Origin of the sequence: Candidatus Methanoperedens sp. (assembly GCA_012026795.1) — an archaeon.
Lineage (GTDB): Archaea > Halobacteriota > Methanosarcinia > Methanosarcinales > Methanoperedenaceae > Methanoperedens.
Genome location: VEPM01000007.1, coordinates 63,471 through 84,980, shown reverse-complemented (window position 1 = coordinate 84,980; position 21,510 = coordinate 63,471). Strand labels below are relative to the sequence as shown.

At 34.9% G+C, this 21,510-nt stretch carries 20 protein-coding genes and 1 pseudogene; 12 read left to right on the top strand and 9 right to left on the bottom strand.

All coding sequences use genetic code 11. The features are described from left to right. Positions 1-4: 4 nt before the first annotated feature. A pseudogene (nuoB, locus tag FIB07_03110) lies at positions 5-831 on the top strand (NADH-quinone oxidoreductase subunit NuoB). Continuing rightward, a complete protein-coding gene (locus FIB07_03105; protein NJD51835.1) occupies positions 831-1,268 on the top strand; it encodes a universal stress protein in 438 nt (145 codons plus the stop codon). Before nuoB ends, FIB07_03105 begins: the two are co-directional and overlap by 1 nt. Before the next feature lie 230 nt (positions 1,269-1,498). Here FIB07_03105 and purE read toward each other — a convergent pair whose 3' ends face one another. After that, positions 1,499-1,885 carry a 5-(carboxyamino)imidazole ribonucleotide mutase gene (gene purE / locus FIB07_03100; protein ID NJD51834.1) on the bottom strand — a complete coding sequence of 129 codons (387 nt, stop codon included), beginning with the start codon at positions 1,883-1,885 and terminating at the stop codon, positions 1,499-1,501. 16 nt (positions 1,886-1,901) lie between these two features. Continuing rightward, positions 1,902-2,174 (bottom strand): hypothetical protein, encoded by a 273-nt coding sequence (locus tag FIB07_03095; protein ID NJD51833.1) that lies wholly within the window; start codon positions 2,172-2,174, stop codon positions 1,902-1,904. A gap of 304 nt (positions 2,175-2,478) precedes the next feature. Between FIB07_03095 and FIB07_03090 the strand changes: the two genes are divergently transcribed. The 3 genes from FIB07_03090 to FIB07_03080 all read left to right on the top strand — a co-directional run bounded on the left by FIB07_03090 (position 2,479) and on the right by FIB07_03080 (position 6,456). Next, the gene (locus FIB07_03090; protein NJD51832.1) at positions 2,479-3,231 is read left to right on the top strand and encodes a fumarylacetoacetate hydrolase family protein; all 753 of its coding nucleotides are present in this window, start codon (positions 2,479-2,481) and stop codon (positions 3,229-3,231) included. Positions 3,232-3,586: 355 nt separating this feature from the next. Next, positions 3,587-4,294, top strand: coding sequence for a glycosyltransferase family 2 protein (locus FIB07_03085; GenBank protein ID NJD51831.1), 708 nt, complete (start codon positions 3,587-3,589; stop codon positions 4,292-4,294). Further along, positions 4,285-6,456, top strand: coding sequence for a hypothetical protein (locus tag FIB07_03080; GenBank protein NJD51830.1), 2,172 nt, complete (start codon positions 4,285-4,287; stop codon positions 6,454-6,456). The genes FIB07_03085 and FIB07_03080 overlap by 10 nt, the downstream gene beginning before the upstream one ends. A 137-nt stretch (positions 6,457-6,593) precedes the next feature. Here the strand turns inward: FIB07_03080 and FIB07_03075 are convergent, their stop codons facing one another. The 4 genes from FIB07_03075 to FIB07_03060 all read right to left on the bottom strand — a co-directional run bounded on the left by FIB07_03075 (position 6,594) and on the right by FIB07_03060 (position 10,925). Then, positions 6,594-6,782 (bottom strand): hypothetical protein, encoded by a 189-nt coding sequence (locus FIB07_03075; protein NJD51829.1) that lies wholly within the window; start codon positions 6,780-6,782, stop codon positions 6,594-6,596. Positions 6,783-7,023: 241 nt separating this feature from the next. Further along, on the bottom strand, positions 7,024-7,227 hold the full coding sequence (locus tag FIB07_03070) for a hypothetical protein (protein ID NJD51828.1): 204 nt from the start codon (positions 7,225-7,227) through the stop codon (positions 7,024-7,026). Positions 7,228-7,541: 314 nt separating this feature from the next. Beyond that, a complete protein-coding gene (locus FIB07_03065; GenBank protein NJD51827.1) occupies positions 7,542-8,180 on the bottom strand; it encodes a hypothetical protein in 639 nt (212 codons plus the stop codon). A 1,509-nt stretch (positions 8,181-9,689) separates the two neighbouring features. Beyond that, positions 9,690-10,925 (bottom strand): hypothetical protein, encoded by a 1,236-nt coding sequence (locus FIB07_03060; protein ID NJD51826.1) that lies wholly within the window; start codon positions 10,923-10,925, stop codon positions 9,690-9,692. Positions 10,926-11,421: 496 nt separating this feature from the next. Here FIB07_03060 and FIB07_03055 point away from each other — a divergent pair, with 496 nt between their 5' ends. After that, positions 11,422-11,703: a hypothetical protein gene (locus FIB07_03055; GenBank protein NJD51825.1), complete on the top strand. Its 282-nt coding sequence runs from the start codon at positions 11,422-11,424 to the stop codon at positions 11,701-11,703. 246 nt (positions 11,704-11,949) lie between these two features. Then, complete coding sequence (locus tag FIB07_03050; GenBank protein ID NJD51824.1) at positions 11,950-12,486, top strand: recombinase family protein; 537 nt, start codon at positions 11,950-11,952, stop codon at positions 12,484-12,486. Between the two features lie 153 nt (positions 12,487-12,639). Here FIB07_03050 and FIB07_03045 read toward each other — a convergent pair whose 3' ends face one another. Then, positions 12,640-13,968 carry a hypothetical protein gene (locus tag FIB07_03045; protein ID NJD51823.1) on the bottom strand — a complete coding sequence of 443 codons (1,329 nt, stop codon included), beginning with the start codon at positions 13,966-13,968 and terminating at the stop codon, positions 12,640-12,642. Between the two features lie 90 nt (positions 13,969-14,058). Here FIB07_03045 and leuS point away from each other — a divergent pair, with 90 nt between their 5' ends. Further along, entirely contained in the window at positions 14,059-16,929 is a 2,871-nt protein-coding gene (gene leuS / locus FIB07_03040; protein ID NJD51822.1) for a leucine--tRNA ligase, read from the top strand. A gap of 24 nt (positions 16,930-16,953) precedes the next feature. Here leuS and FIB07_03035 read toward each other — a convergent pair whose 3' ends face one another. Beyond that, positions 16,954-17,823 (bottom strand): prenyltransferase, encoded by an 870-nt coding sequence (locus FIB07_03035; GenBank protein ID NJD51821.1) that lies wholly within the window; start codon positions 17,821-17,823, stop codon positions 16,954-16,956. Between the two features lie 103 nt (positions 17,824-17,926). Then, positions 17,927-18,721: a winged helix-turn-helix domain-containing protein gene (locus FIB07_03030; GenBank protein ID NJD51820.1), complete on the bottom strand. Its 795-nt coding sequence runs from the start codon at positions 18,719-18,721 to the stop codon at positions 17,927-17,929. 318 nt (positions 18,722-19,039) lie between these two features. Here FIB07_03030 and FIB07_03025 point away from each other — a divergent pair, with 318 nt between their 5' ends. The 4 genes from FIB07_03025 (at position 19,040) to FIB07_03010 (ending at position 21,509) form a co-directional block, all read left to right on the top strand. Then, positions 19,040-19,405, top strand: coding sequence for a roadblock/LC7 domain-containing protein (locus FIB07_03025; protein NJD51819.1), 366 nt, complete (start codon positions 19,040-19,042; stop codon positions 19,403-19,405). 74 nt (positions 19,406-19,479) lie between these two features. Beyond that, positions 19,480-20,922, top strand: coding sequence for a hypothetical protein (locus FIB07_03020; protein NJD51818.1), 1,443 nt, complete (start codon positions 19,480-19,482; stop codon positions 20,920-20,922). A 6-nt stretch (positions 20,923-20,928) separates the two neighbouring features. Beyond that, complete coding sequence (locus FIB07_03015; GenBank protein ID NJD51817.1) at positions 20,929-21,210, top strand: hypothetical protein; 282 nt, start codon at positions 20,929-20,931, stop codon at positions 21,208-21,210. After that, entirely contained in the window at positions 21,207-21,509 is a 303-nt protein-coding gene (locus FIB07_03010) for a hypothetical protein (protein NJD51816.1), read from the top strand. Before FIB07_03015 ends, FIB07_03010 begins: the two co-directional genes overlap by 4 nt. Position 21,510: the final 1 nt, after the last annotated feature.

Sequence of the window (21,510 nt, the reverse complement as noted above, 5' to 3'; positions counted from 1 at the left end):
AAAAATGCTTGAAATACTCAGGAAAACCATTAAAGCCGGCTGTCAAACGACGAAATATCCTGCTGTACCCGATATTGCGCCCCGGGGATTTCGCGGAAAACCTGAAATCTCAGATAAATGCACGTTTTGCGGGGATTGTGTTAAAGTATGTCCTCCAGGTGTTATATGGTTCACGGAAAAAAACGGTGAAAAGACTCTTTCATTATCATATTGCGGCTGCATATTCTGTGGAAGATGCGAGGAAACATGCAAATATGGCGCAATCAAACTCACGCAGGAATATGAACTCGCTTCAAAGACAAAAGAAGACCTTGTTACCAGTATCAGTTCCAGTACCCGGAGTAAGTTATGACGGTTGAAGATGAAATTGAGATAATGGGACAGCGCCTGAATGATAAAATCAGGAATATATTCGGGCGATCGCTGCATATCCGGGAAGTTGATGCAGGCTCATGCAATGCATGCGAGGTTGAGGTGAATGCGCTTTCAAATCCGATATATGATATCGAGAGATTTGGTCTTCATATTGTGGCTTCACCGCGCCATGCTGATATGCTTCTTGTTACTGGTCCTGTTACGCGGAACATGGAACTTGCGCTTCTTAAAACCTATAATGCAACGCCATCGCCAAAACTTGTCGCTGCAATGGGTTCGTGCGCCTGCAACGGCGGTATTTTTGGCGATACTTACGCAAGCTGTGGCGGAGTTGATAAAGTCATCCCTGTGGATGTTTATATCCCAGGATGTCCTCCAAGACCGCAGGCCGTTATATTCGGACTTATGGTAGCGCTTGATAAGCTTGAGCAGAAAATAAAAAAGAATGAGGTTTGATGATGACGAGATATGAGATACTTCTTGCGACCGACGGCAGTGATTATGGACGAAAAGCAGAGATCGCAGCTATGAAGATCACAAAATCATATAATATCAAAATGGCAGCAATTTATGTGGCTGTTGCAAAAAAGGATTCCGAAAGAGAGGAACTTGTATCACATGGTGAGGAAGTACTGGGCAGGGTCGTAGATATGGGGGCGGATATGGGCATAGATGTACAAAAAATACTTGTTGGGGTCAGCATGCAGCGGATCCCGAAGATGGGAGCCCGTGCAGAGATCATCGCACATGCGATACTTGAAGCTGCTGAAAAATATAAAGTTCATACGATCGTCATGGGCGGTGAGGGCGAGACCGAAATAAACCCGGAGCTTGGAAGCGTGGCGCAGGCAGTGGTGAGGAAAGCTAAATGTACGGTGCTGGTGGCAAGATAAAAAGCAAAATAATAAATGGATTCTAAAAATGGATACAAGCCCGGGCAGGACCTTTTCCATAGTTAGTCCGCACACAGCTTCACCCATGTTTGGATTTCTATATCATTGACGACTTACGGCGCTCCCGTGGTCGGATATGATTACCCGGTTTGCTCTCCAAATTAATTATTGTATTTATCATTACTTATTTCCTTCGGTAATCCGGTTTATTAACTGGTCTGTATCCAATCTCAATTCTTCCCCAGTATCCTCAATGCCAGGTAAGCCGCATTCTCACCATTATCTATTCCCACGCAGGCAACAGGTACCCCTTTTGGCATCTGGGCAATTGATAAAAGCGCATCAAGCCCGCCAAGTTTTGAACTTACCGGAACGCCTATTACAGGTTTCTTTGTACGTGAGGCGACTACTCCGGGAAGAGCCGCAGATAATCCTGCAATTGCAATGAATACTTTCGCATCACTTTTTTGTATGTATTCCTCAAGTTCTGCCGGATTCCTGTGAGCTGAAAGAACCCGGGTATCATAATCTATCCCTGCATTATCCAGTACTTTTATCGTTTTTTCGGCAATCTGCCTGTCTGATTCCGACCCTATCAAAATAGCAATAGTAACCATAGCCTGTAATGGTTGATTAATCCTTAAAATCCTTTTGAAAATCGTCATTACTGGCTTTAACGTGTCTTGTAAACATTGAGAGCCACATTGCATACTTTCCATAAACCATAATTGCGCTGTTCGGGTAAGCAGCGTCATTTAAATAAGAAGAATCTTGTTCCAGTTCGGCAGTATCCTGGATATTCAACATCATCATACCATTTTTCTCAAAACCAAGTGAAATGTTGATATTTTTTATTTCATTTGTCTGTATCTGGATAGATGTGATATATTTTGGAACTTCTTTCATATTATTCTTCCTTAGCACATTTTAAATAAAAATAAACAGCTTTTGAAATCGCTTCTTTTACTGAGGATTCGCCTGTTTTTGCTTTCAGTGCAATCACATCCTCCTGCGGAAGTACTGATTGAACGTGAACATATTTCATTTTTAATTCCTCCAGAATGATATTAAATATATTATGATCATAATTATGATACTGATGATGTATAAAGCTTTCTATGGTAATTCAGATTAGTAATTGGCATCAAAAACTTAATAAGTAAAGCAAGGTATACAGCAGTAAAATTGAGATGGCAGAGGGTATTATTGAATGATTGGACGATTTAGGTATGACAATGAAGTGCTGGAAGGGGTTGTCAGGGGAGAGCGTGTTATAGTTGAAAGAGGGCTTTATTGTGATACTTTTGTTCTATCGGAATTGGAGATATTGCCGCCAACAATCCCGAGCAAAATAATCTGCGTGGGATTAAACTACACGGACCATGCACGGGAACTGAATATGGATATACCGAAAAAACCTTTGATCTTCCTTAAACCTCCGTCTTCAGTAATCGGACATCTTGGGAAAATCGTCTATCCTGGCATAGCAGAACGGGTTGACTACGAAGCTGAACTTGCTGTTGTTGTAGGCAAGCGCTGTAAAAATGTTCCATCCAGGGATGCGAGCAGTGTGATCATGGGATATACATGCTTTAATGATGTAACTGCCAGGGATATCCAGAAGGAAGATGGACAATGGACACGGGCAAAAAGTTTTGACACTTTTGCACCTTATGGCCCTTTTATAATAGATCCAGGATTGGATGCCAGTGACCTCTATATCAGGACAAGGGTTAATGGTAAAGTACGACAGAATTCAAGAACTTCCAATCTCATTTTTGGTGTGCCTGAATTAATAGAGTTCATTTCCGGCATCATGACTCTGGAGGCCGGGGATATCATAGCGACTGGCACGCCGCCTGGTGTTGGTGAATTATCGGCCGGGGATGAGGTTGAAATTGAAATAGAGGGCATCGGGATGTTGAAAAATAGCGTTGTTAGTGAAAGAGATCAAATAAAATAGTAAAATACTGGACATTGGAAAATAAAATTTGTCAATTGTATCCTCTCGTTTTATTAAGAATGAAATCAATAAAGCATTAAATGGCGAAAAGGTGAATAATAATGTCGGATGTATATGATAATGTATGGGAAACCCGAAAGCGTAAGCCTCCTGCAAGAGAAGAGAAAAAACTCCAGGAGGTAAAACCACCGTCCACAGACCGGGACAGGTTAAATGATACAATTGAGAGAAGGAAAAAGAATGTGTACGGGATGAAATAAGGTTAACTCATATTGATCCGGTTTAATTTCGTCATATATAAACTAAATTCATTTTTTAATGTGACCTTTTTCTATTTAAATAGGGAGGTGTTCATATATTAGAGGTTTCAATTGTCCTTCCTGCCTATAATGAAGCGAAACGAATTGAAGGAACTGTTGAGCGAACAGCGCAAGCCCTCCGTGAAATCGCATCATCGTTTGAAATAATAATAGCTGAGGATGGCAGCATTGATGGCACTGATAAAATATGTGAATCCCTTGAAAGAAAATATAATTTCGTGATACATCTGCATTCGGAAAAACGCCAGGGAAGAGGACGAGCCCTGAACCGGGCATTTAAAGCATCAAAAGGAGAAATCCTGGGATACATAGATGTCGACCTTGCAACTGATATGAATCATCTAAAAGAGTTGATCCAATCTATCCGTGATGGATATGATTTTTCCACAGGTTCACGGATGCTTCCGGAAAGCAGTGTCAAGCGGCCTTTCAAAAGAGGATTTGCAAGCAAAGGTTTCAATTACCTGACGCGCCTGATGCTTGGTTCGAAGCTCTATGATCACCAGTGCGGTTTCAAATCCTTCAGGCGCGAAGCACTGTTTGCGTTAATGGATGAAATCAAAGATACACACTGGTTCTGGGATACTGAATTGTTTGTGAAAGCACAGCGCGCCGGATACAGGGTAAAGGAATTTCCGGTGGTCTGGAAGCATGGCGGCACAACCAAGGTCAACCTCGTAAAAGATGTCTTCGGAATGGGATCCCAGATATTCAGGATATGGTATGAATTCTTATGGGATTGAACCCGTTTGATATTGCAATCTGGTGGATTGTTTTAGAGATCATAGGTTTTATAACCCTTCCGATTTCGTATTATTTGTGCAGGAATATAAAAGATTCCGGTTATTGCATTTCGAAGCCCCTGGGATTATTGCTCGTTACATATATTAGCTGGATCATTTCTATTGTTATCGGTTATTCTTATAATTCCATACTGCTTTCATTGGTTGTTATAGCAGTATTTTCGTTTTTGATATATATAAAAAAAGGATTTGTCCATTTTGAAAAAAAATATATTCTTAAATTTGAGATAATATTTTTACTTACTTTTTTGATATTTGCATTGGTACGCGCTTACAGTCCCGACATTTACTGGACCGGTGGTGAGAAATTCATGGACATGACATTCATTAACAGCATGCTTCGAACCACTGGTTTTCCTCCTCCTGACCCGTGGATGTCAGGCACTGTGACATATTATTATTATTTTGGCTATCTTGTAGTTTCTAATTTAATAAATATTACAGGAATATTACCATCAATAGCCTTTAATCTTGCTACGGCTTCTTTTTTTGCTTTATCTTTCACGACAGCTTTCGGTATCGGATTCAATATTACTGAACGAATAAAGTATGGGTTTCTCACTGCATTTTTCGTTACAGTCGCAGGAAATCTTGTAGGTTTTTTCCAGCTGGCGGATATTTCCATGAAAGAAAATGCGCTCAACAACATGATGTCTTTTAATTACTGGACAAGTTCGCGCGTTATCCCCGATACTATTAATGAATTTCCATATTTCAGCTTCCTCCAGGGTGATTTACATCCACACATGATATCAATTACCTTCCAGCTTCTGGTAATTCTTCTTCTGCTGAATATAATGAAATCCGATTCTATTGATTGGCGTTCAATCCTGGTTGTGGGTTTGTCCATAGGTTTTTTGTATCCGCTGAATACATGGGATTATCCTGTGTATCTGTTTTTGGCGGTTATGGTAATCGGTTGCAACCAGATATTTAATTATCAAATTTCAAAAAATCATCAAACAAAAACGAAATTTTACCTAATCTCATTTGCATCAATAGCATCACTGGTCGCTGTAAGTTATCTATTATATCTACCGTACCATCTTTCATATAAAATAGACAAGACTATTTCATTAGTTCCTTCCGGAAGAACATCTTTGATTTTTTATATAGCTATTTATGGATTATTCCTGTTCCTTATTTACATTTTTGTTCTGAGGAACATCCGGAATTATAATAAAAATATATTCAAATTATCACTAATCTTATTGGGAATAGCCGCATCAATAACGTTATTTGAGTTCAGGCAATTTATTTTTAATATTGAGACAAACCCGAAAACCAATGAATTCGAACTTTTGATCCTACTGATACCTCTTCTTGTTCTATCTATATTTTCTATTTTAAAAGAGAGGGATAAAAATAATGTTTTTATTTTGATATTAATCCTTACCGGCGTATTCATATCCCTTTTTTGTGAATTTTTTTATATCCAGGACGCGCTGGGAAGCGGAAATATGATTTTTATTCGCCTGAATACAGTTTTTAAAATGTATCTCCAGAACTGGGTCATCTGGGGCATTTGCGCTGGTTATATCGTATTCTGTCTGCGTGATTATTTTAATTCAAAAAAAGCATGGGGAATTGCAGCCATCGCCCTCATCCTGCTGGTTTCCATATATCCTGTTTTTGCTACTATCGGAAAATCCGGAAGTTTCAACGGTGTTCCTGAGCTTGATGGCATGACGTATGTGAAAAAAGAACATCCGCAGGACTACCAGGCCATATTATGGTTCAGGAATATAACCGGACAGCCCGTTATCCTGCAGGCGCCTGGTGAATTATATGAATGGAATACTGCCATAACAACCTTTACGGGACTTCCAACAGTAATAGGATGGGCAGGGCATGAACTTAACTGGAGATTCCCGAAAAGGAGCGAAATAGATACGCGCTGGTCAGATGTAGATAAAATGTACAGATCAGGCGATATTACGGAAGTATATCAGCTTTTGAGGAAATATAACGTTTCGTATGTTTATTTTGGTGAGGCTGAAGTAAAACGATTCAGGAATCCGGGACTTTTTGAGAGACATCCTGAAGTGTTTGATAAAGTATTTGAATACGGGGATGTGCGGGTTTTCAAGTTAAACCGTTAAAGCTTTTTACTAATAAGGAAATATACAAATTGTTTTATTACTATTTCTTATTTTTCGTCGCTTATATCGCATCGTAGCGACTTATTTTTTATTAAATTCTTAAAATAGGTCTAAAATCCAAAGGATTTGAAAATATATTAATACATTTCTTCTTCTACGTAATTTGGTTTGTAATCTAAATCGATAAGCTCTGATTGAATACCGATAATACGATATAATTCATATCTTATTGCTTGCGCTTGACTATTAGTTATTTTAAATTCTTTATCTTCAATTTTTAAATTTATTTGTCGATTATTATCTAAATATATTTTAAATTTTTCCATTTTTTCTCCCTTTTCAAGTATAAATTTGATGCTGAGGATAGTAGTTTTCCCCAGAATTCCACCACGCAACAAGCTGTTTTTTATATTCTTCTGGGTTTACTTCTACAGTTTCATTGATACCATCATCGATTTCATACATTTTTTTCTCCCTCAAATTTTTTATCCCCGATTTTATAATTAAGTTTTATATTTTTTGTTTCAATAAATCTTACGCTCCTAATAAAATCATTAAATTTAATGTTTACCATACACGATTTCCCCAAGTTATTTTTTGTCTTTGTTTTTTTGCTCTTTCAATAGCTTCTTTTTGAAGTCGTATTTGTTCATTTCTCAGGTGTTCCGCTCTTGCTTCACGAAAGAATTTATTTATTTTTTCTTGCTTTCGTTCCGCTATCTTCCGCTTTCGCAAAAGTTCTAAGATTTGTTCCTTTGTATATGTTTCCATTTTTTCACACCCAAGGATAGTCTTTTTCATCAACTGAAGACATTATTTTTGAGAAATCCCACTTTTTTAATTTTCTTCTTTTCGGTCTTTCAAGTTCTGCTATGCGATATTCCAAAGTTCTAATATATGCTTCATTAGAATTTGGTTGTATTTTTCCGTGATAATTGTAGCCCATTAAAATATCCCCAGAAATTTCTTTCTTTTTGGTTTTTCTTTCATTAATTGCTGTTCCTGTTTCTTTTTTGCTATGTATAACTCTAAAGCGATTTCATCGTTTGATTTTTCGATATCAAGCAAATTAAAACCAAATGTTTTCATAGTCCGAATGGATTAGTATTATTTAAAAAATTCTTCTTTTTACGCTTACCCACAAATGGATTACCCATATCCATATCAAACGGAGAAGCCAAATCAAACGGACTTGCACCCGTGATAAAACCTTTATCAGCATATATCGGATGGTCTAATTGATTTATTACACGTCTTGGTTTTTGAGCCTGATATTTTAATTTTGCTAATGCTAATTCGTGCTTTCTTTGCGCTCTTAATTCTTTTGTGGTTTGATTGATTTTTTTTCCAGCGTGAAATTTTCGAATTTCACGTAATTGTTTTTGTGCTTCAGCTTGTGCTTTTACTCGTTTGTATTCTTCTTTTATTTCTGCTATTGTTGGTTTGCGGAAATCTTCCCGGATATCCTCTTTAATAAATTTTCCAGCCGCTCGTAACCCTTCTTTTGAAAAAGCCGCTTTTACATTCGAAACCCCAGATTGAAGTTTTTGTTTTAGTGTCGATTTTGTTTGTATTTTTATTGGTCTTTCTTGAAATGCTCCTTTTTTTTGCTCATATTCAATAGTATGCAACGCTTCCGAAGGTTTTAAACCTTCAGAAATCAACTTATCGTATCTCATCTTTTTCATTTTTTTTAAATTTTCTTCTGTTAAATTTCTATCCATTTTAGAACTCCCCAGTGATTACTGTATTACATAATTTTTTATGTTTTCTTTCCGTTTCTATTTCCATCTCTCCCCTTGTTGAAGGATGTTCCTTTTCAAGATGTCTTTTCAGTCTTTGCAATTTTTCCTTTTTTCCCTTTTATTTCAAGTTCTGCTGGCATTTTTTTCACTCCTTAATTTCCCCTTTTTTGAATGTCCGGTATAAATTTTCTATCATTGTATCCATTATTTCAGTGCTAAAACTTTCTATATATTTTAGTTTTCTAACGCTGCTTTTTTTTACAAGTATTCGAATTTCTGTTTTTGTTTCCGGTTCAAATTTTTCTGTTAACATATCCATTCTCCCAATAAATCGTTTAAAATCCTTGATTGTGATTTACGACTTTTAAAAGCTCCTAATCTAAGTTTATCGTCGTTATCTTCTTCAATATATATTGTTTTTCTAATTTTTTTAATATTTGATTTCATTTTTTCCCACTGACTTAAAAGACATTATGACGTGGAGTTAATTTATCATGCGCTAAAAAATAACGTCATAACGTCAAGATGTATATATGTAATTAAAACTATATAAGTTTTATTATAAATAGTAAGTAGAAAAATAAGTAATAGAAAGATTTATATATATCCGGTATTTATAATAACTATTATCTTCGTATTCATACGAACAAATTTAAAGCGATTTAAGCGATAATATTGATAGATTGATACATTCTATCCTAACCGGAGAGATAATTAAAGGGATATTCCTAATCTTAACACCGGATGAGAAATTTAGAGGGAAATGATGGGAATGTATCAAAGGATTGAAATTTTTACACCATAAAAGATATATAATTTTACAAATATTTCAATTGAAAGAAGGAGACTTGATTAATTATGACTAAAATAATAATTGATATAGATGATAAAAAACCTATTTGTTCGACTTGTAAAGGAAAGAAAAAAATAGACCAAAATGCTCCTTTCGGTAAAACAATGGGACATATTTGGATAAAATGCCCTGATTGTGTGGGAACAGGTTATCAAAAGAAGAATAGACATTAAAAATTAACATATATGAATATAAAAATATGTTTTATATTATTGTTATCAATAGCAGTTGTATTATCAGGTTGTGTATCACAAGACCCCGAAGAATTTAATAAACATATTCAAGATGAAAAAACCAAATGGTTTCAAAATATGACTGTTTTAGGTGCTATACAAATAATTTTAGATTATATACAATATTATATACAACTGTTTTTAAGTTATATTCCATCTTCGAATTCATAAGATTTACAAAAAAAATCTAACTGTGTAAAGTGTGAACCTCCTTATAAATATATATTAATTATAAAAATATTTATATAATTTAAAAACCTTTATACTTAAATTCACACTTTACACAGTTAGAATTATAAATGACATAGCATAGAATGTTTTGTAAATCTTGCAAATTATTTTTGTAAATGTTACAAATCTTAATTTTTGTAAATGTTGTAAAAAAGATAAAATTTGTAAATCTTACAAATATTCTGGATATTCAGAACCATCATTATGTTGACAAGTTCTACATACTACTTCTTCACAAATTTCTGGATGGAAATTTTGAATAGATTTACCACATCTTGAACATTTTGTTTGTATTGGTTCATTGCTTTGATTAGTATCATATTGTGACATCATAGAATTTGACCACATTAATTTAGTTTGATTTGCAGGATAATCTTTAAATCCATTTTTTAGAACTTCTTTATACCCTTCCAATGCAAAATTTAAAATTCCCGATAGTTCCCCAGAATAGAATTTATTATCTTTTGTTCCGCCAATGATTTTTATGTTCAAATCTTCATCTATAACACGATTAAATGGATTATTAAATTGTAGCATTCCTAATCTTGACCAAAATGCTTCATCTTCCAATACACATCCATCTATCAAAGGACATTTGTTAAGACTAAATGTTAATTTTGCATAATTTTTGAAACTAAACGGCTCCTTAAAAGCGTAACGTGTAGATATATAATCATTCCCCGTAAGAACCTTAAACTTACCAATATCTTTTAACATTTGCATCGACATATCAGAATAAGTATTTCCCAGCTTTCCATATAAATTTGATATAGCGTGTGTTCCCGCCTGGTTAAATTCGCATAATTCAAAGTGTGAGAAATTTGAAATACCAAATAAATTTTCTAATATTGTTATAATTAATGATTTCCCCGAATTCTTCACACCTAATAACATCATAGCGAATTTAAATCTATTATCGTGCACAAAGTGATATCCAAACCATTTTTGTAATAATTTAATATTCCCTTTGGAAATTACCTCACTAATGAATTTATTAAAATATGGACTTTCAGCTTTTGGATTATAGTCTATTGGTATTTGCTCCAAAAAATTATAATCTGAGGATTTGTCTATTAATTCCATTGTATTGATGTTAAGCACACCATTTTTTAAATTTACTAATCCTTCAGGGACAATAAAATCATTACGTGAAATATAAGTTCTACCCTCAACATTAAGCTTTAATTCTACAAATTTATTTTTAGTATTAATTAATTCGTTATTTGCACAAATTGTTTTTAGGGTCTTATTGCCGTCTTTATATGTTCCCGTCTTATCATCATATACTAATAATGTTTCGTCATCATCCAACGTTATAAACTTATAATTTTGTAATAATAAATCTACAAATTCTTTTATTTCTTGATTGTTATATGTAACCATCGTTGTATTTTCCCACTTTAACATAAATAGATTAATATTTTAATGTTTAAAAGCAAATATAGAATATTATTCATCCTATATAAAGTAAATTGTTTATTTTTACAAAAAACCAATAACAGTAAGTACGTTCTTAAAATATCACATTTAAAAACTACTTATGTACGTGAAAATACACATAAAATATAATGGGAAAGTGTAGGACTAACCCACAACATAGAAAAGCGTCCTACGGGTATTTTTATAATATGTGATTAATGCTATATAAATGTATTTGTTTTATTTAATACGAACAAAACATATTAATTTTTTGTAAAAGTTGTAAAAAATCAGAGTAGGAATGAGGGAAAAAATATAACCTCATTCCCTTATGGCAACTTGTGAAAGAGTTTTGAAAGAGTTGATAAAATAGATAACTCTTCCACAACACATATATCATATTTTTAAATATATAAATATATTTGTTTAAACTACTTAGCATAAATTAATTACGATATAAACCAATATAGTATAGGAGAAAAAAATGTCAGATACAACAACTGTAAGAATAGACAAAGGTAATCTTGAACGATTGAGAGAAAACTATCCAGATAAAAGTTTCAACGATATTATAGATATAATTGTGACTGAAGAAAGTTTCATGTCTCGGCAATTAACAAACAATATACAAAATCAAAATGTAGCCTTGTTTATCGGGACTATGAAAAAGAAATTTCCAGGTATTTCACACCAAGAAATTATAAAAAAATGTTTGAATTGTTTGGAAATTTCACCCATTCCCATTAAAGAATATGACTACCTGTGACTACATATTCAAAAAGTAGTCGGTAGTCAAAAATATCGATATGCTGAGACTGAATGACTACATACTACATCAAAAAGTCCTTATCCCTCTTTCAGTATTAAATTTATTTCTGGTAGATTTCGGATTTTTTCTTTTTTTGGGAAAAACATAGGGGAATTTTGCTAAATATTGATTTTAAAAAAATATATTTTAATATGCAGAAATTAAAGGAGAAATAAAAAATATGAATGATATAAAAATAATAATATGGTCTTATATAACGTCTATGGGGTTCGTTTAATGCCTTCAGTTGCTATCTATTGCCGTATCTCAACTGATACGCAAGAACTTAATAATCAATTGAATCAATTAAGACCATTCTGCATAAAGTCGGGCTGGGAGATATACAAAGAATATACAGATATCATAAGCGGAAAGGAAATTTCCCGCCCTGCATATGACCAACTTTTCAAGGATGCGCACCAAAAGAAATTTGATATTATCCTTTTCTGGGACTTATCGAGGTTCTCAAGGTCTGGGACTCTCTACACGCTCCAACGATTGCACGAGTTAGATTTATTGGGGATAGGTTGGAAATCATACCAAGAACCTTATCTTGACTCTGTGGGTCAATTCAAGGACGTTATCATTTCCATATTTGCAACTGTTGCAAAAATAGAAAGGGAAAAAATATCAGAGCGCACAAAAGCGGGATTAGTTGGAAAGAAGAATGTAGGAAAAAGGGGAAAAGACAAAAAACCCAGAAAATGGAGAAAAGATAAAGGGATAAAAAGGGGAGTATGATTTCTTTATATACTATCCTTTTTATAATTGATAATTAATAACGGTCGTTTTTAGCCTTGCAGCATCCCAAGGTAAAAACCGAATTCCTGCATATATCGCAGATTTTCGGTTTTTCCTGATATGCCTTGCCACATCTGGAGCATATGAATTTTTTCATAAGTCTATAAGGGGGTTCTTATTAACTTTTATTGGTTTTTTATTTTCATCATATCCAATTATTTCTTCTCCGGGGTCATAATTTGATATCTCTTCATTGGTCATTTTCTTTTCAGGCTTCGTAAGTTTTTTAATAGGGGGTTTTGGTGTGTTCGGGTCAAAAGGGGATTTATCGGGATTTTGAATATATTTCATAATATTCTGCATTTGTTTTTGCATCTCTGCAATAATATTTTTATTGTTTTCTTCTACTGCTTCTTTTTCCTGTTTAAGTTGTTGAATTTCTGTCATTAATTCTGATTTCAATAGTTCTTTTTCTAATCCATCTTTATTTTTAAGTTCATCATATTTTTTTTGTAATGTCTCTGCATCAGTAAATATTGTCAGCTTATCCTGATTCTTGATGTATTGTTCTATCATCTTTTCTTTATTTCCAAGGAAATAATTACTTTCAACACCAGGTAGTTTGTGCCCTAACAGATATTCTATAAATGTGCTATCCATTGAACCGGATAATTGAGATTTGAAATAATGTCGGCATCTGTGAGGTTGAAAATATGCCCTTTCCCATCCTAACTTTGAGGCTAATCTTTTAAAGATAGTTCCAATGTATGTATCATTTAATGGCTTATCCTTCGTCTTTTGTGTAAATACAAATTCATTATCACCAATTATAGGTTTATATTCACGTATTGCGGTCAATGCTTCCTGACCAATAAAAAACATATATCTCCTATTAGTCTTTCCTCTAGTCATATTGACTACTGCAACACCATTAACAATATTTTTTAAGTGTCTTCCTTGTAGTTGTTGTATTTCTGCTTGCGCTTGTCCACTGCTAAAGAATGTCAATATCAATGCTTTTGTCAATTTATCATCGACACCACAGGCCAAAACTGCTTTTCTAATATCCTCTATCGTCAATACAGGTAAATCAAGATATTTCTCTGATGCTTTAGCAGGTATTTTAATATCGTTTAATCCTTCAACAGGAATTTTATTAAGTTTATAAAAATGTCTTATCGCATTGATATAACCTAATTTCGCCCAATTTGATAGATTTTTACCATCAGCACGTTTGATTATATCATTTTTTAAGGCTTGGTTGAACTCCTCAAATGATTTTATATGTCTGAGCTTCCAAGGTGCGACACGATTTTCGTAATCTTCGTATGCTTCATTTACTAATTCTGTACAGGATTTCTTTGTAAAAGCACAATAGGCAATAACACCATATCTGTATCTTGATGCTGTGCGCTCATTCAAACTGTCTATCCACTTTTCATAAAGTTTATCTTTAATGCTGTCTTTAAGACCGTAATTCATGTTAAGTCACCTTAACCTTAACATGGATGTGTTTAGTAATAAAACAATTGGTAATAAGACTAATAAGTTGTGCAAAGTGAAGAATTAATAATGAAAGAATGGTATAACCCGCATGAAATAGATGAAAAATGGCAGCGCAAATGGAGCGAAGCCAGGATATTCGAGCCTGAGCCTGATGATCGTGAAAAGTTTTTCATTACGATCCCGTACCCTTATTTGAACGGCAATCTTCATGCAGGGCATACAAGGACTTTTACGATCGGCGATGTAATTGCGCGGTATAAACGCATGGTTGGGTACAATGTCCTTTTCCCGATGGGTTTTCATGCAACAGGAACTCCAATCGTAGGTCTTGCTGAACAGATAGCAAAAAAAGATCCTGAGACCATACGTGTATATAATCAGCTCCATCAAATCCCGCTTGAGATTCTTGATACTATCCGGACGCCTGAGCAAATTGTTGAGTTCTTCAGTAAAGAAGACGAAGCTGCTATGAGAATAATAGGATTTTCAATTGACTGGCGAAGAAAATTCACAACGACTGACCCCCATTATAAGAAAATGATAACCTGGCAGTTCAACCTGCTTCGCAGCAAGAACAGGGTTGTAAAAGGGGCGCACCCTGTCAGATGGTGCCCGCATGATGAAAATCCGGTTGAGGACCATGATATCTTAAAAGGTGAAGATGCCACGATCATTGATTATACCCTGATTAAATTCAAACTGGAGGGTGACATCCTCCCATGCGCCACACTTCGCCCTGAGACCATATTCGGGGTAACGAACCTGTGGATCAATCCGAAAATCCTCCATGTTAAGGCCAGAGTAAATGGTGAGACATGGATAGTAAGTAAAGAAGCCTATGATAAACTCAAATTCACAGATAAAAAAGTGGAACTGGTCAGAGAGATCAATGGCGAAGAACTGATAGGTAAGAAAGTCACAAATCCCATTACAGGTTCCATTGTTTTGATACTGCCTGCATCTTTTGTAAGCCCGGAGAATGGCAGCGGTATCGTAATGAGCGTTCCGGCACACGCCCCATACGATTACCTTGCACTTCGCGATCTTGCGGGGTCTGATCTCTCAAAATATGGAATTACAGAAGATGTCTCCTCAATCCCGCTCATCCCGCTTATAAAAGTGCCGGAATATGGGAAATATCCTGCGGTGGATGCAGTTTCTGAATTAAAAGTAAAAGACCAGAATGACCCTAAAGCAGAAGAAGCCACAAAACTCGTTTACAGGCGGGAATTCCATTCAGGCATCCTTACCGCGACAACAGGGAAATATGCAGGAATGGCAGTCTCAAAAATTAAAGATGTCCTTACACATGACTTTATTGAACAGGGAATAGCGGATATATTCTATGAGTTCAGCGAACAGCCGGTAATATGCAGGTGCGGCACCACCTGTGTTATAAAAATGGTAAAGGACCAGTGGTTCCTGAATTATTCGGATCCTGCATGGAAAGAACAGGTTTATCAATGCCTCGGAAATATGCAAATAATACCGCCTGAATTAAGAGTGGAATTTGAAAATAAGATAGACTGGCTGAAAGATAAGGCATGTGCGCGGCGAAAAGGGCTTGGGACAAGGGTTCCATGGGATCCGGAATGGGTAATAGAATCTCTTGGAGATTCAACCATTTATATGGGATATTATATTGTTGCAAAATATCTTGATAAATTTGAACCCGGACAATTAAAAGAAGAGTTTTTCAATTATTGCTTCCTTGGTGAAGGAACAGCACAAAACGTAACCTCAACTACAGGGATCGATGAAAACACAATCAATAGTATAAGGCAGGATTTCCTTTACTGGTACCCTGTTGACCTTCGCTCTTCCGGGAAAGACCTTATCCCGAACCATCTGTTGTTTTTCCTGTTCCATCATGTGGCTATTTTCCCAAAAATCCACTGGCCGCGTGCTATTGCCATCAATGGTTTTGTCTCACTAGAGGGGCAAAAGATGAGTAAATCCAAAGGGCCTATCCTTACATTAAAATCCGCTGTAAAGGAATACGGCGCTGATATCACACGTCTTTATATCCTGAGTACGGCCGAGCATGTCCAGGATGCGGATTGGAGATCTGCTGATATTGAATCCACGCGAAAGCAATTTGAAAGGTTCTATAAAATGGCATTTGATTGCCAGCCCTCTGACCAGAATCAGGATACCAGGAACCGCGGATTGAAGTTCATAGATAAATGGATGCTCAGTAAATTACAATACAGGATAAAAGAAACCGCTGATGCCCTGAATAGAATGGAGACCAGAAGAGCGGTACAGAATGCATTTTATCATATGATGAATGACATGAAATGGTATGAACGGCGTGGAGGTATTGCGGTAAAAGCAGATGTAATAGATGTCTGGATCAGGTTAATGGCGCCATTTACACCTCATATTTGTGAAGAAATCCATGAACGGTCAGGAAAGGATTTTATATCACTGGAAAAGTTCCCTGAAGCAGATATTTCATTAATTGACAGGGGAGCAGAACTTGCAGAAGAAATAACAGGTAATACCCTGAAAGATATTGAAGAAATAATCAGGCTCATCAGGATTAAACCAAAAAGAGTAATTCTTTATACAGCAGCTTCCTGGAAGAAAAAAGTCCTTGTAAAAGCTATTATGATGAAAAAAGATAATATCCTTGATATGAAAACTCTCATGAATACGCTCATGAGCGATCCTTTAATGAGACCATTTGCAAAAGAAATCCCGAAATTTGCTCAAAAGATAATCACTGATGTCCAGGGGATGGAAAAAGAAATGATGGACTCCCTGACCGAAGTGGATTTTGATGAAACAAAAGCTCTTTATGAAGCTGTGGATTTCTTAAACTGCGAGATAGGGTGCAATATCGAGATATATAGCGCTGATGCGCCGGAATATGATCCGCAGGGGAAAAGCAAACATGCAGTTCCGATGAGACCCGCGATATTCATTGAATAGGTGAATGGAAAGCAAAAATTCTGTTTAGGGATATATACTATATACCGCCAAAGCAAAGATGGCAATTATAATGAATTCACCATCGATAAGCAAATCCATAATTTTTCCTTTATTTATACTATCTCTAGAAAAATGCAGAATATACCAGTATCCATATAAAATAAGGCCGATTAAAATAGGGAAATATCTATGGAAAAGCCCTTTATAATAGGTAAAAATAAGCCATGGTATTAGAGTTGAGTTAAGAATTAATAAAAGTCTTTTTGTATTATCTTTCCCTAAGAAAATTGGTATCGTTCTTATATTGCTTTCTCTGTCACCTTGAATATCGCGAATATCGAACATGACGCTATTTATAAAGCTTTTAAGAAAAAATAAATAAAAGATTAGAATAACCGATGTAATTTCTTTTTCAGAAAGGTAAATTACGGGAAAAAAGGTTGTACCTACAGACCATGACAAAGCTATGGATATATTTTTTACGCCTGTTATATCCTTTAAACGGGGCATATCACTATTCAATTTCACGCTGTATAGCATTCCAAGAAATAAAGGTAACAGAATAACAGGGAGTATCATAATATTCTCCAAAAATCCCAGAATCAGGGAGAGAATGAATGACATCGCAACAGAAAATTTGAAAGAAACACCAATCTTTTTTATTGTATGTGCTCTTTTAGGGTTATTTATTTCGTCTTCATTTAGGTCTGTTAATTTATTTAGTCCATAAGTGCTAAATATGGTTAAGAAAGTTATCAAAATAACATTTAAATAGAATATATTTAATAATAATAATTGAGACAATATAATTTTGAATGATCCATTTATAGCTAAGAATAATGATGTTGAAATTAAGAACGAAATAAATTTTTCTAATATTGTACAAAATTTCATGAATGATGAATTTTATAATTAGACAATTCCTCCTTGTCTATCCTCCTTCATTTGGATCAGAATTATATTGAAAACCTATCCGGAATTAACTACTGCAATTGATTTAGATTCTTACCTCATATTTCATTGCTTTGTTACAATAGTAATTGAATAGTTCAATCCCCCATTGAATTGCGAGATTATCGGTAGAAATTAAATCAAAAGCAGTGTCATATATTCCATTTTTATTAAATAAGCCCATAGAAAAAAATGAATCAGTGACTGTAAAAGCCAATTTTAAATTTTCTTTAGTTATTAAAAATTCGAGTTTGTAGTTAATAATCGCGTTATCGAGATTCATTCTTCCGGTAATTTCAGCGATTTTATTAAAAACCTCATCATTCAATATTAGACTTGTGTCTATATTATTAAGTACAAGTTGTTTGAAAATATCAGGATAATCCGGGCTATATATAGAGGAGATGCCTTTGATCCATTTTGCTTTTTTTACATAGTTTATGTAAGAACTATGCGTTTTAATTATATCCAGAGGATTTATCTGAATTAAATTCGAATTTTTCAACCATCCAACCTTCTCCATTAAATGCTCAGGAATTCCACTTATATCATGCTCAAGCCAGAACCTTTCATGTTTTTTCATCACCTCAGCAGCATTACCAAAGTCCACGAGCTTCAGGGTAATGATCTTTCCGACATTTGTGAGTGCATAATTTTTATTTTTCTGTTGAAAAGTCAGGTTATTTTTTTCAAGATCTTTTAATGCATGCAGGGCTGTGGTAGAACTTATATTCAGCTCCTTCCGCAGATCACCCAGCGATTTATCATTCTTAATCATGCTGATAAGGATGTTTCTTCGCAGGTCAGAGCAGGCTGTTAGATGGAGAATCTCCCTATTCATATTTTTATCACCGTACTTCGTTTTTTTCAGCTAAATCAACACACCTATAGTCTATACTGTAATTAACAATTGAAATATTGCTTGGTTGAGGCAATATAATTAATATAATACACGCATAAATAGATTGTCAAATTATGTTTTTATTTTATATCAACATTGCTTAAACTAAGCAAAATTGTCTGAATAACAACAATCTTCTTATACATCTAAATCATAAACAGTAATATACCGATTCGGTAGGTACATAATGATAATGTAATGATTATGATCGGTATGATTTAAATGCAATCATTAAAATTAAAGTAATTTTAACATAATATGACAATAACAGAAATGCTCGAAAAAGTCCTGAAAGATATCAATAATATCGGGGGTGTTGAAGAATCGGCTGTGGCAAGCAGAGATGGTTTGCTGATCTGTTCAACAATAAGTAAAAAGCAACATGCTGAGACTTTTGTGGCTATGTCAGCTACCATGATAGGAGCGGCGGAAACAGCAACGATAGAACTTGGAAAAGGTATTCCTGAAAGAATAATTGTTGAAACCAAGATGGGAAGAGTAATTGGAACTGGTGCTGGAGGAAAAGCATTGCTATTAGTTATGACAAAACCAGATGCGGGTCTTGGATTGGTTTTAATTGAAATGGCAAAAGCATCCGAACAGATAAAAAATATTATAGGATAATTTTTCTTTTGTATGATAAAATATAAAAGATATAGAAAACTTGTTATAGTCTCAAATCATAAAATGAGCATGTCATGAAGCAGGTTATAACAGGAGTAAAAGGTCTTGACAAAGTGCTTAATGGAGGCTTCCTCAGACCTTCAATTATATTGATAGCAGGTACTGCCGGGACTGGAAAAACAACATTTGTAATGCAATCAATTTTTAACTCTGCAAAAAATGAGGAAATCTGTATGTACATAACTGCAATTTCCGAGCCAATTGCAATGATCAATAACTTCATGTCACAATTCTCGTTCTATAATATTTCGCTTCTTGGAAAAGGTAATATTAAGTATGTGCCTATAGGTGTCGATATCATTCATAAGGGCTCTGAGGCAATCATTAAGGAAATGGAACAAAATATTGAAATAATTAAGCCTGACAGGATCGTCATTGACCCTGTGAACGTGTTTGCTTATGGACTTGACAGCGAATCACAGCGACAGTTCTACTATGATTTTTTTACCAGCATGAAAGGATGGAATTCTCTTGTCCTATTAACAGGGGAATTTACAGGGGAAGAGCTTATTAAGAGTACACTGAGTTACATGGTCGATGGTATAATCCAGATCAGCAATGAGCCATTTTATGAGAAAAACATCAGATACCTGAATGTTCTCAAAATGAGAGGGCAGGAAATTCAGGGAGGTAAACATTCGTGCAAGATCAATAAAGATGGATTTGTAGTATTCTCCAGAATACACCCAATAGCCAGGAAATCTGTATTCAATGAACGGATATCAACAGGTATAAAGGGACTGGATAAAATGACTGGTGGGGGCTTCGTACGTGGTTCTTCAATATTAATTTCAGGATCAAGCGGGACAGGGAAGACAATACTTGGAATACAATTCATCATGGATGGTCTCTTAAAAAATGAACCTGGTATAATAGTTTCTTTTGAAGAGGACCTGGAACAAATCCGCGAAAATTCTAAAATGTTCAATTGGAACCTGGAGGAATATGAAAATAAAAACCTCCTGAAAATGATCTCTCCTCTTGAATATGATGCATATGAACTGGCTCTTAAGATCGAAGAGACGATTGACATTATAAAAGCTAAACGTTTATTGCTGGATGGGACAGGAAGACTACAGAGGATGTTACCCCAATATGCACAACTACCTGAATATATGGGGACGGTCAGTAACATTTTAAAGAATAAGAATATAACCGCAGTCTATACAAATGAGACTTCAAACCTGACAGGAGCTACGCAGATCACAGGGATGGGTATCTCCCCATTTCTGGATACAGTTATACTGCTTCGGTACGTGGAGATAAAAAGCGAGATGCGAAAAGCTATATCAGTACTTAAGATGAAGGGAAGCGACCATGATAAGGAAATAAGGGAGATCGTTATCACTAAAAATGGAGCTGAAATCAAGCTGCCTTTTAGTGAATACTCCGGTTTATTATCAGGCAATCCTACAAAGACGCCGTCCCAGGCTTTTTTGGAAGCGTTTAAGAAATAATATATTATGGATTTTAATTTAATTCTGAAACTGTTTAATATGTATTCGTGGGCGGTAGCGAGCCTGATCATGATTTTTACGGCTGCGATAGCTAAATTGTATCAAAAGAATTTCAGGATCAACACATATTATTATTTATATTTTATACCTGTAATTATATTTTTTATTATTCTTTTACAAATATTTCCCATTTTCAGCATCGAAGCGGAATTTATTGAATTTATTGGCTCAGTGGTTTCCTTTCTGGCAAGTTATTTCCTGTACAGGAAAATGATAGGTGTAAAATGAAAATAGATATTCAATTATTTGATACTGTATCTTTTCTCTTATATTCTATAATACTTTATTTTTTAAGTGTGATCAGCAGGCGGCTGGGTGAAGTCATGGGAATTGGAAAATATTATTATCTTTATTACCTGGGGATGATTTTTACATTGGCAGGCTCCATTATCATGTCAATATATTTTGAGAATATGCCTGATTCTAAATTATTTGGATATGTTCTTTTTTCAATCGGGCTGACGTTTGGCCTGATCGCATCGATCAAATACTGGGGCTGGTTAATCATAGAGTTATTTAGAGGATAAT

What these genes read in the sequence shown, in the direction of transcription:
- FIB07_03105 (NJD51835.1), top strand. Translation starts at nt 831, where the DNA reads ATGATGACGAGATATGAGATACTTCTTGCGACCGACGGCAGTGATTAT.
- purE (NJD51834.1), bottom strand. Translation starts at nt 1,885, where the DNA reads ATGGTTACTATTGCTATTTTGATAGGGTCGGAATCAGACAGGCAGATT.
- FIB07_03095 (NJD51833.1), bottom strand. Translation starts at nt 2,174, where the DNA reads ATGAAAGAAGTTCCAAAATATATCACATCTATCCAGATACAGACAAAT.
- FIB07_03090 (NJD51832.1), top strand. Translation starts at nt 2,479, where the DNA reads ATGATTGGACGATTTAGGTATGACAATGAAGTGCTGGAAGGGGTTGTC.
- FIB07_03080 (NJD51830.1), top strand. Translation starts at nt 4,285, where the DNA reads ATGGGATTGAACCCGTTTGATATTGCAATCTGGTGGATTGTTTTAGAG.
- FIB07_03075 (NJD51829.1), bottom strand. Translation starts at nt 6,782, where the DNA reads ATGGAAAAATTTAAAATATATTTAGATAATAATCGACAAATAAATTTA.
- FIB07_03070 (NJD51828.1), bottom strand. Translation starts at nt 7,227, where the DNA reads ATGGAAACATATACAAAGGAACAAATCTTAGAACTTTTGCGAAAGCGG.
- FIB07_03065 (NJD51827.1), bottom strand. Translation starts at nt 8,180, where the DNA reads ATGGATAGAAATTTAACAGAAGAAAATTTAAAAAAAATGAAAAAGATG.
- FIB07_03060 (NJD51826.1), bottom strand. Translation starts at nt 10,925, where the DNA reads ATGTTAAAGTGGGAAAATACAACGATGGTTACATATAACAATCAAGAA.
- FIB07_03055 (NJD51825.1), top strand. Translation starts at nt 11,422, where the DNA reads ATGTCAGATACAACAACTGTAAGAATAGACAAAGGTAATCTTGAACGA.
- FIB07_03050 (NJD51824.1), top strand. Translation starts at nt 11,950, where the DNA reads ATGGTCTTATATAACGTCTATGGGGTTCGTTTAATGCCTTCAGTTGCT.
- FIB07_03045 (NJD51823.1), bottom strand. Translation starts at nt 13,968, where the DNA reads ATGAATTACGGTCTTAAAGACAGCATTAAAGATAAACTTTATGAAAAG.
- leuS (NJD51822.1), top strand. Translation starts at nt 14,059, where the DNA reads ATGAAAGAATGGTATAACCCGCATGAAATAGATGAAAAATGGCAGCGC.
- FIB07_03035 (NJD51821.1), bottom strand. Translation starts at nt 17,823, where the DNA reads ATGAAATTTTGTACAATATTAGAAAAATTTATTTCGTTCTTAATTTCA.
- FIB07_03030 (NJD51820.1), bottom strand. Translation starts at nt 18,721, where the DNA reads ATGAATAGGGAGATTCTCCATCTAACAGCCTGCTCTGACCTGCGAAGA.
- FIB07_03025 (NJD51819.1), top strand. Translation starts at nt 19,040, where the DNA reads ATGACAATAACAGAAATGCTCGAAAAAGTCCTGAAAGATATCAATAAT.
- FIB07_03020 (NJD51818.1), top strand. Translation starts at nt 19,480, where the DNA reads ATGAAGCAGGTTATAACAGGAGTAAAAGGTCTTGACAAAGTGCTTAAT.
- FIB07_03015 (NJD51817.1), top strand. Translation starts at nt 20,929, where the DNA reads ATGGATTTTAATTTAATTCTGAAACTGTTTAATATGTATTCGTGGGCG.
- FIB07_03010 (NJD51816.1), top strand. Translation starts at nt 21,207, where the DNA reads ATGAAAATAGATATTCAATTATTTGATACTGTATCTTTTCTCTTATAT.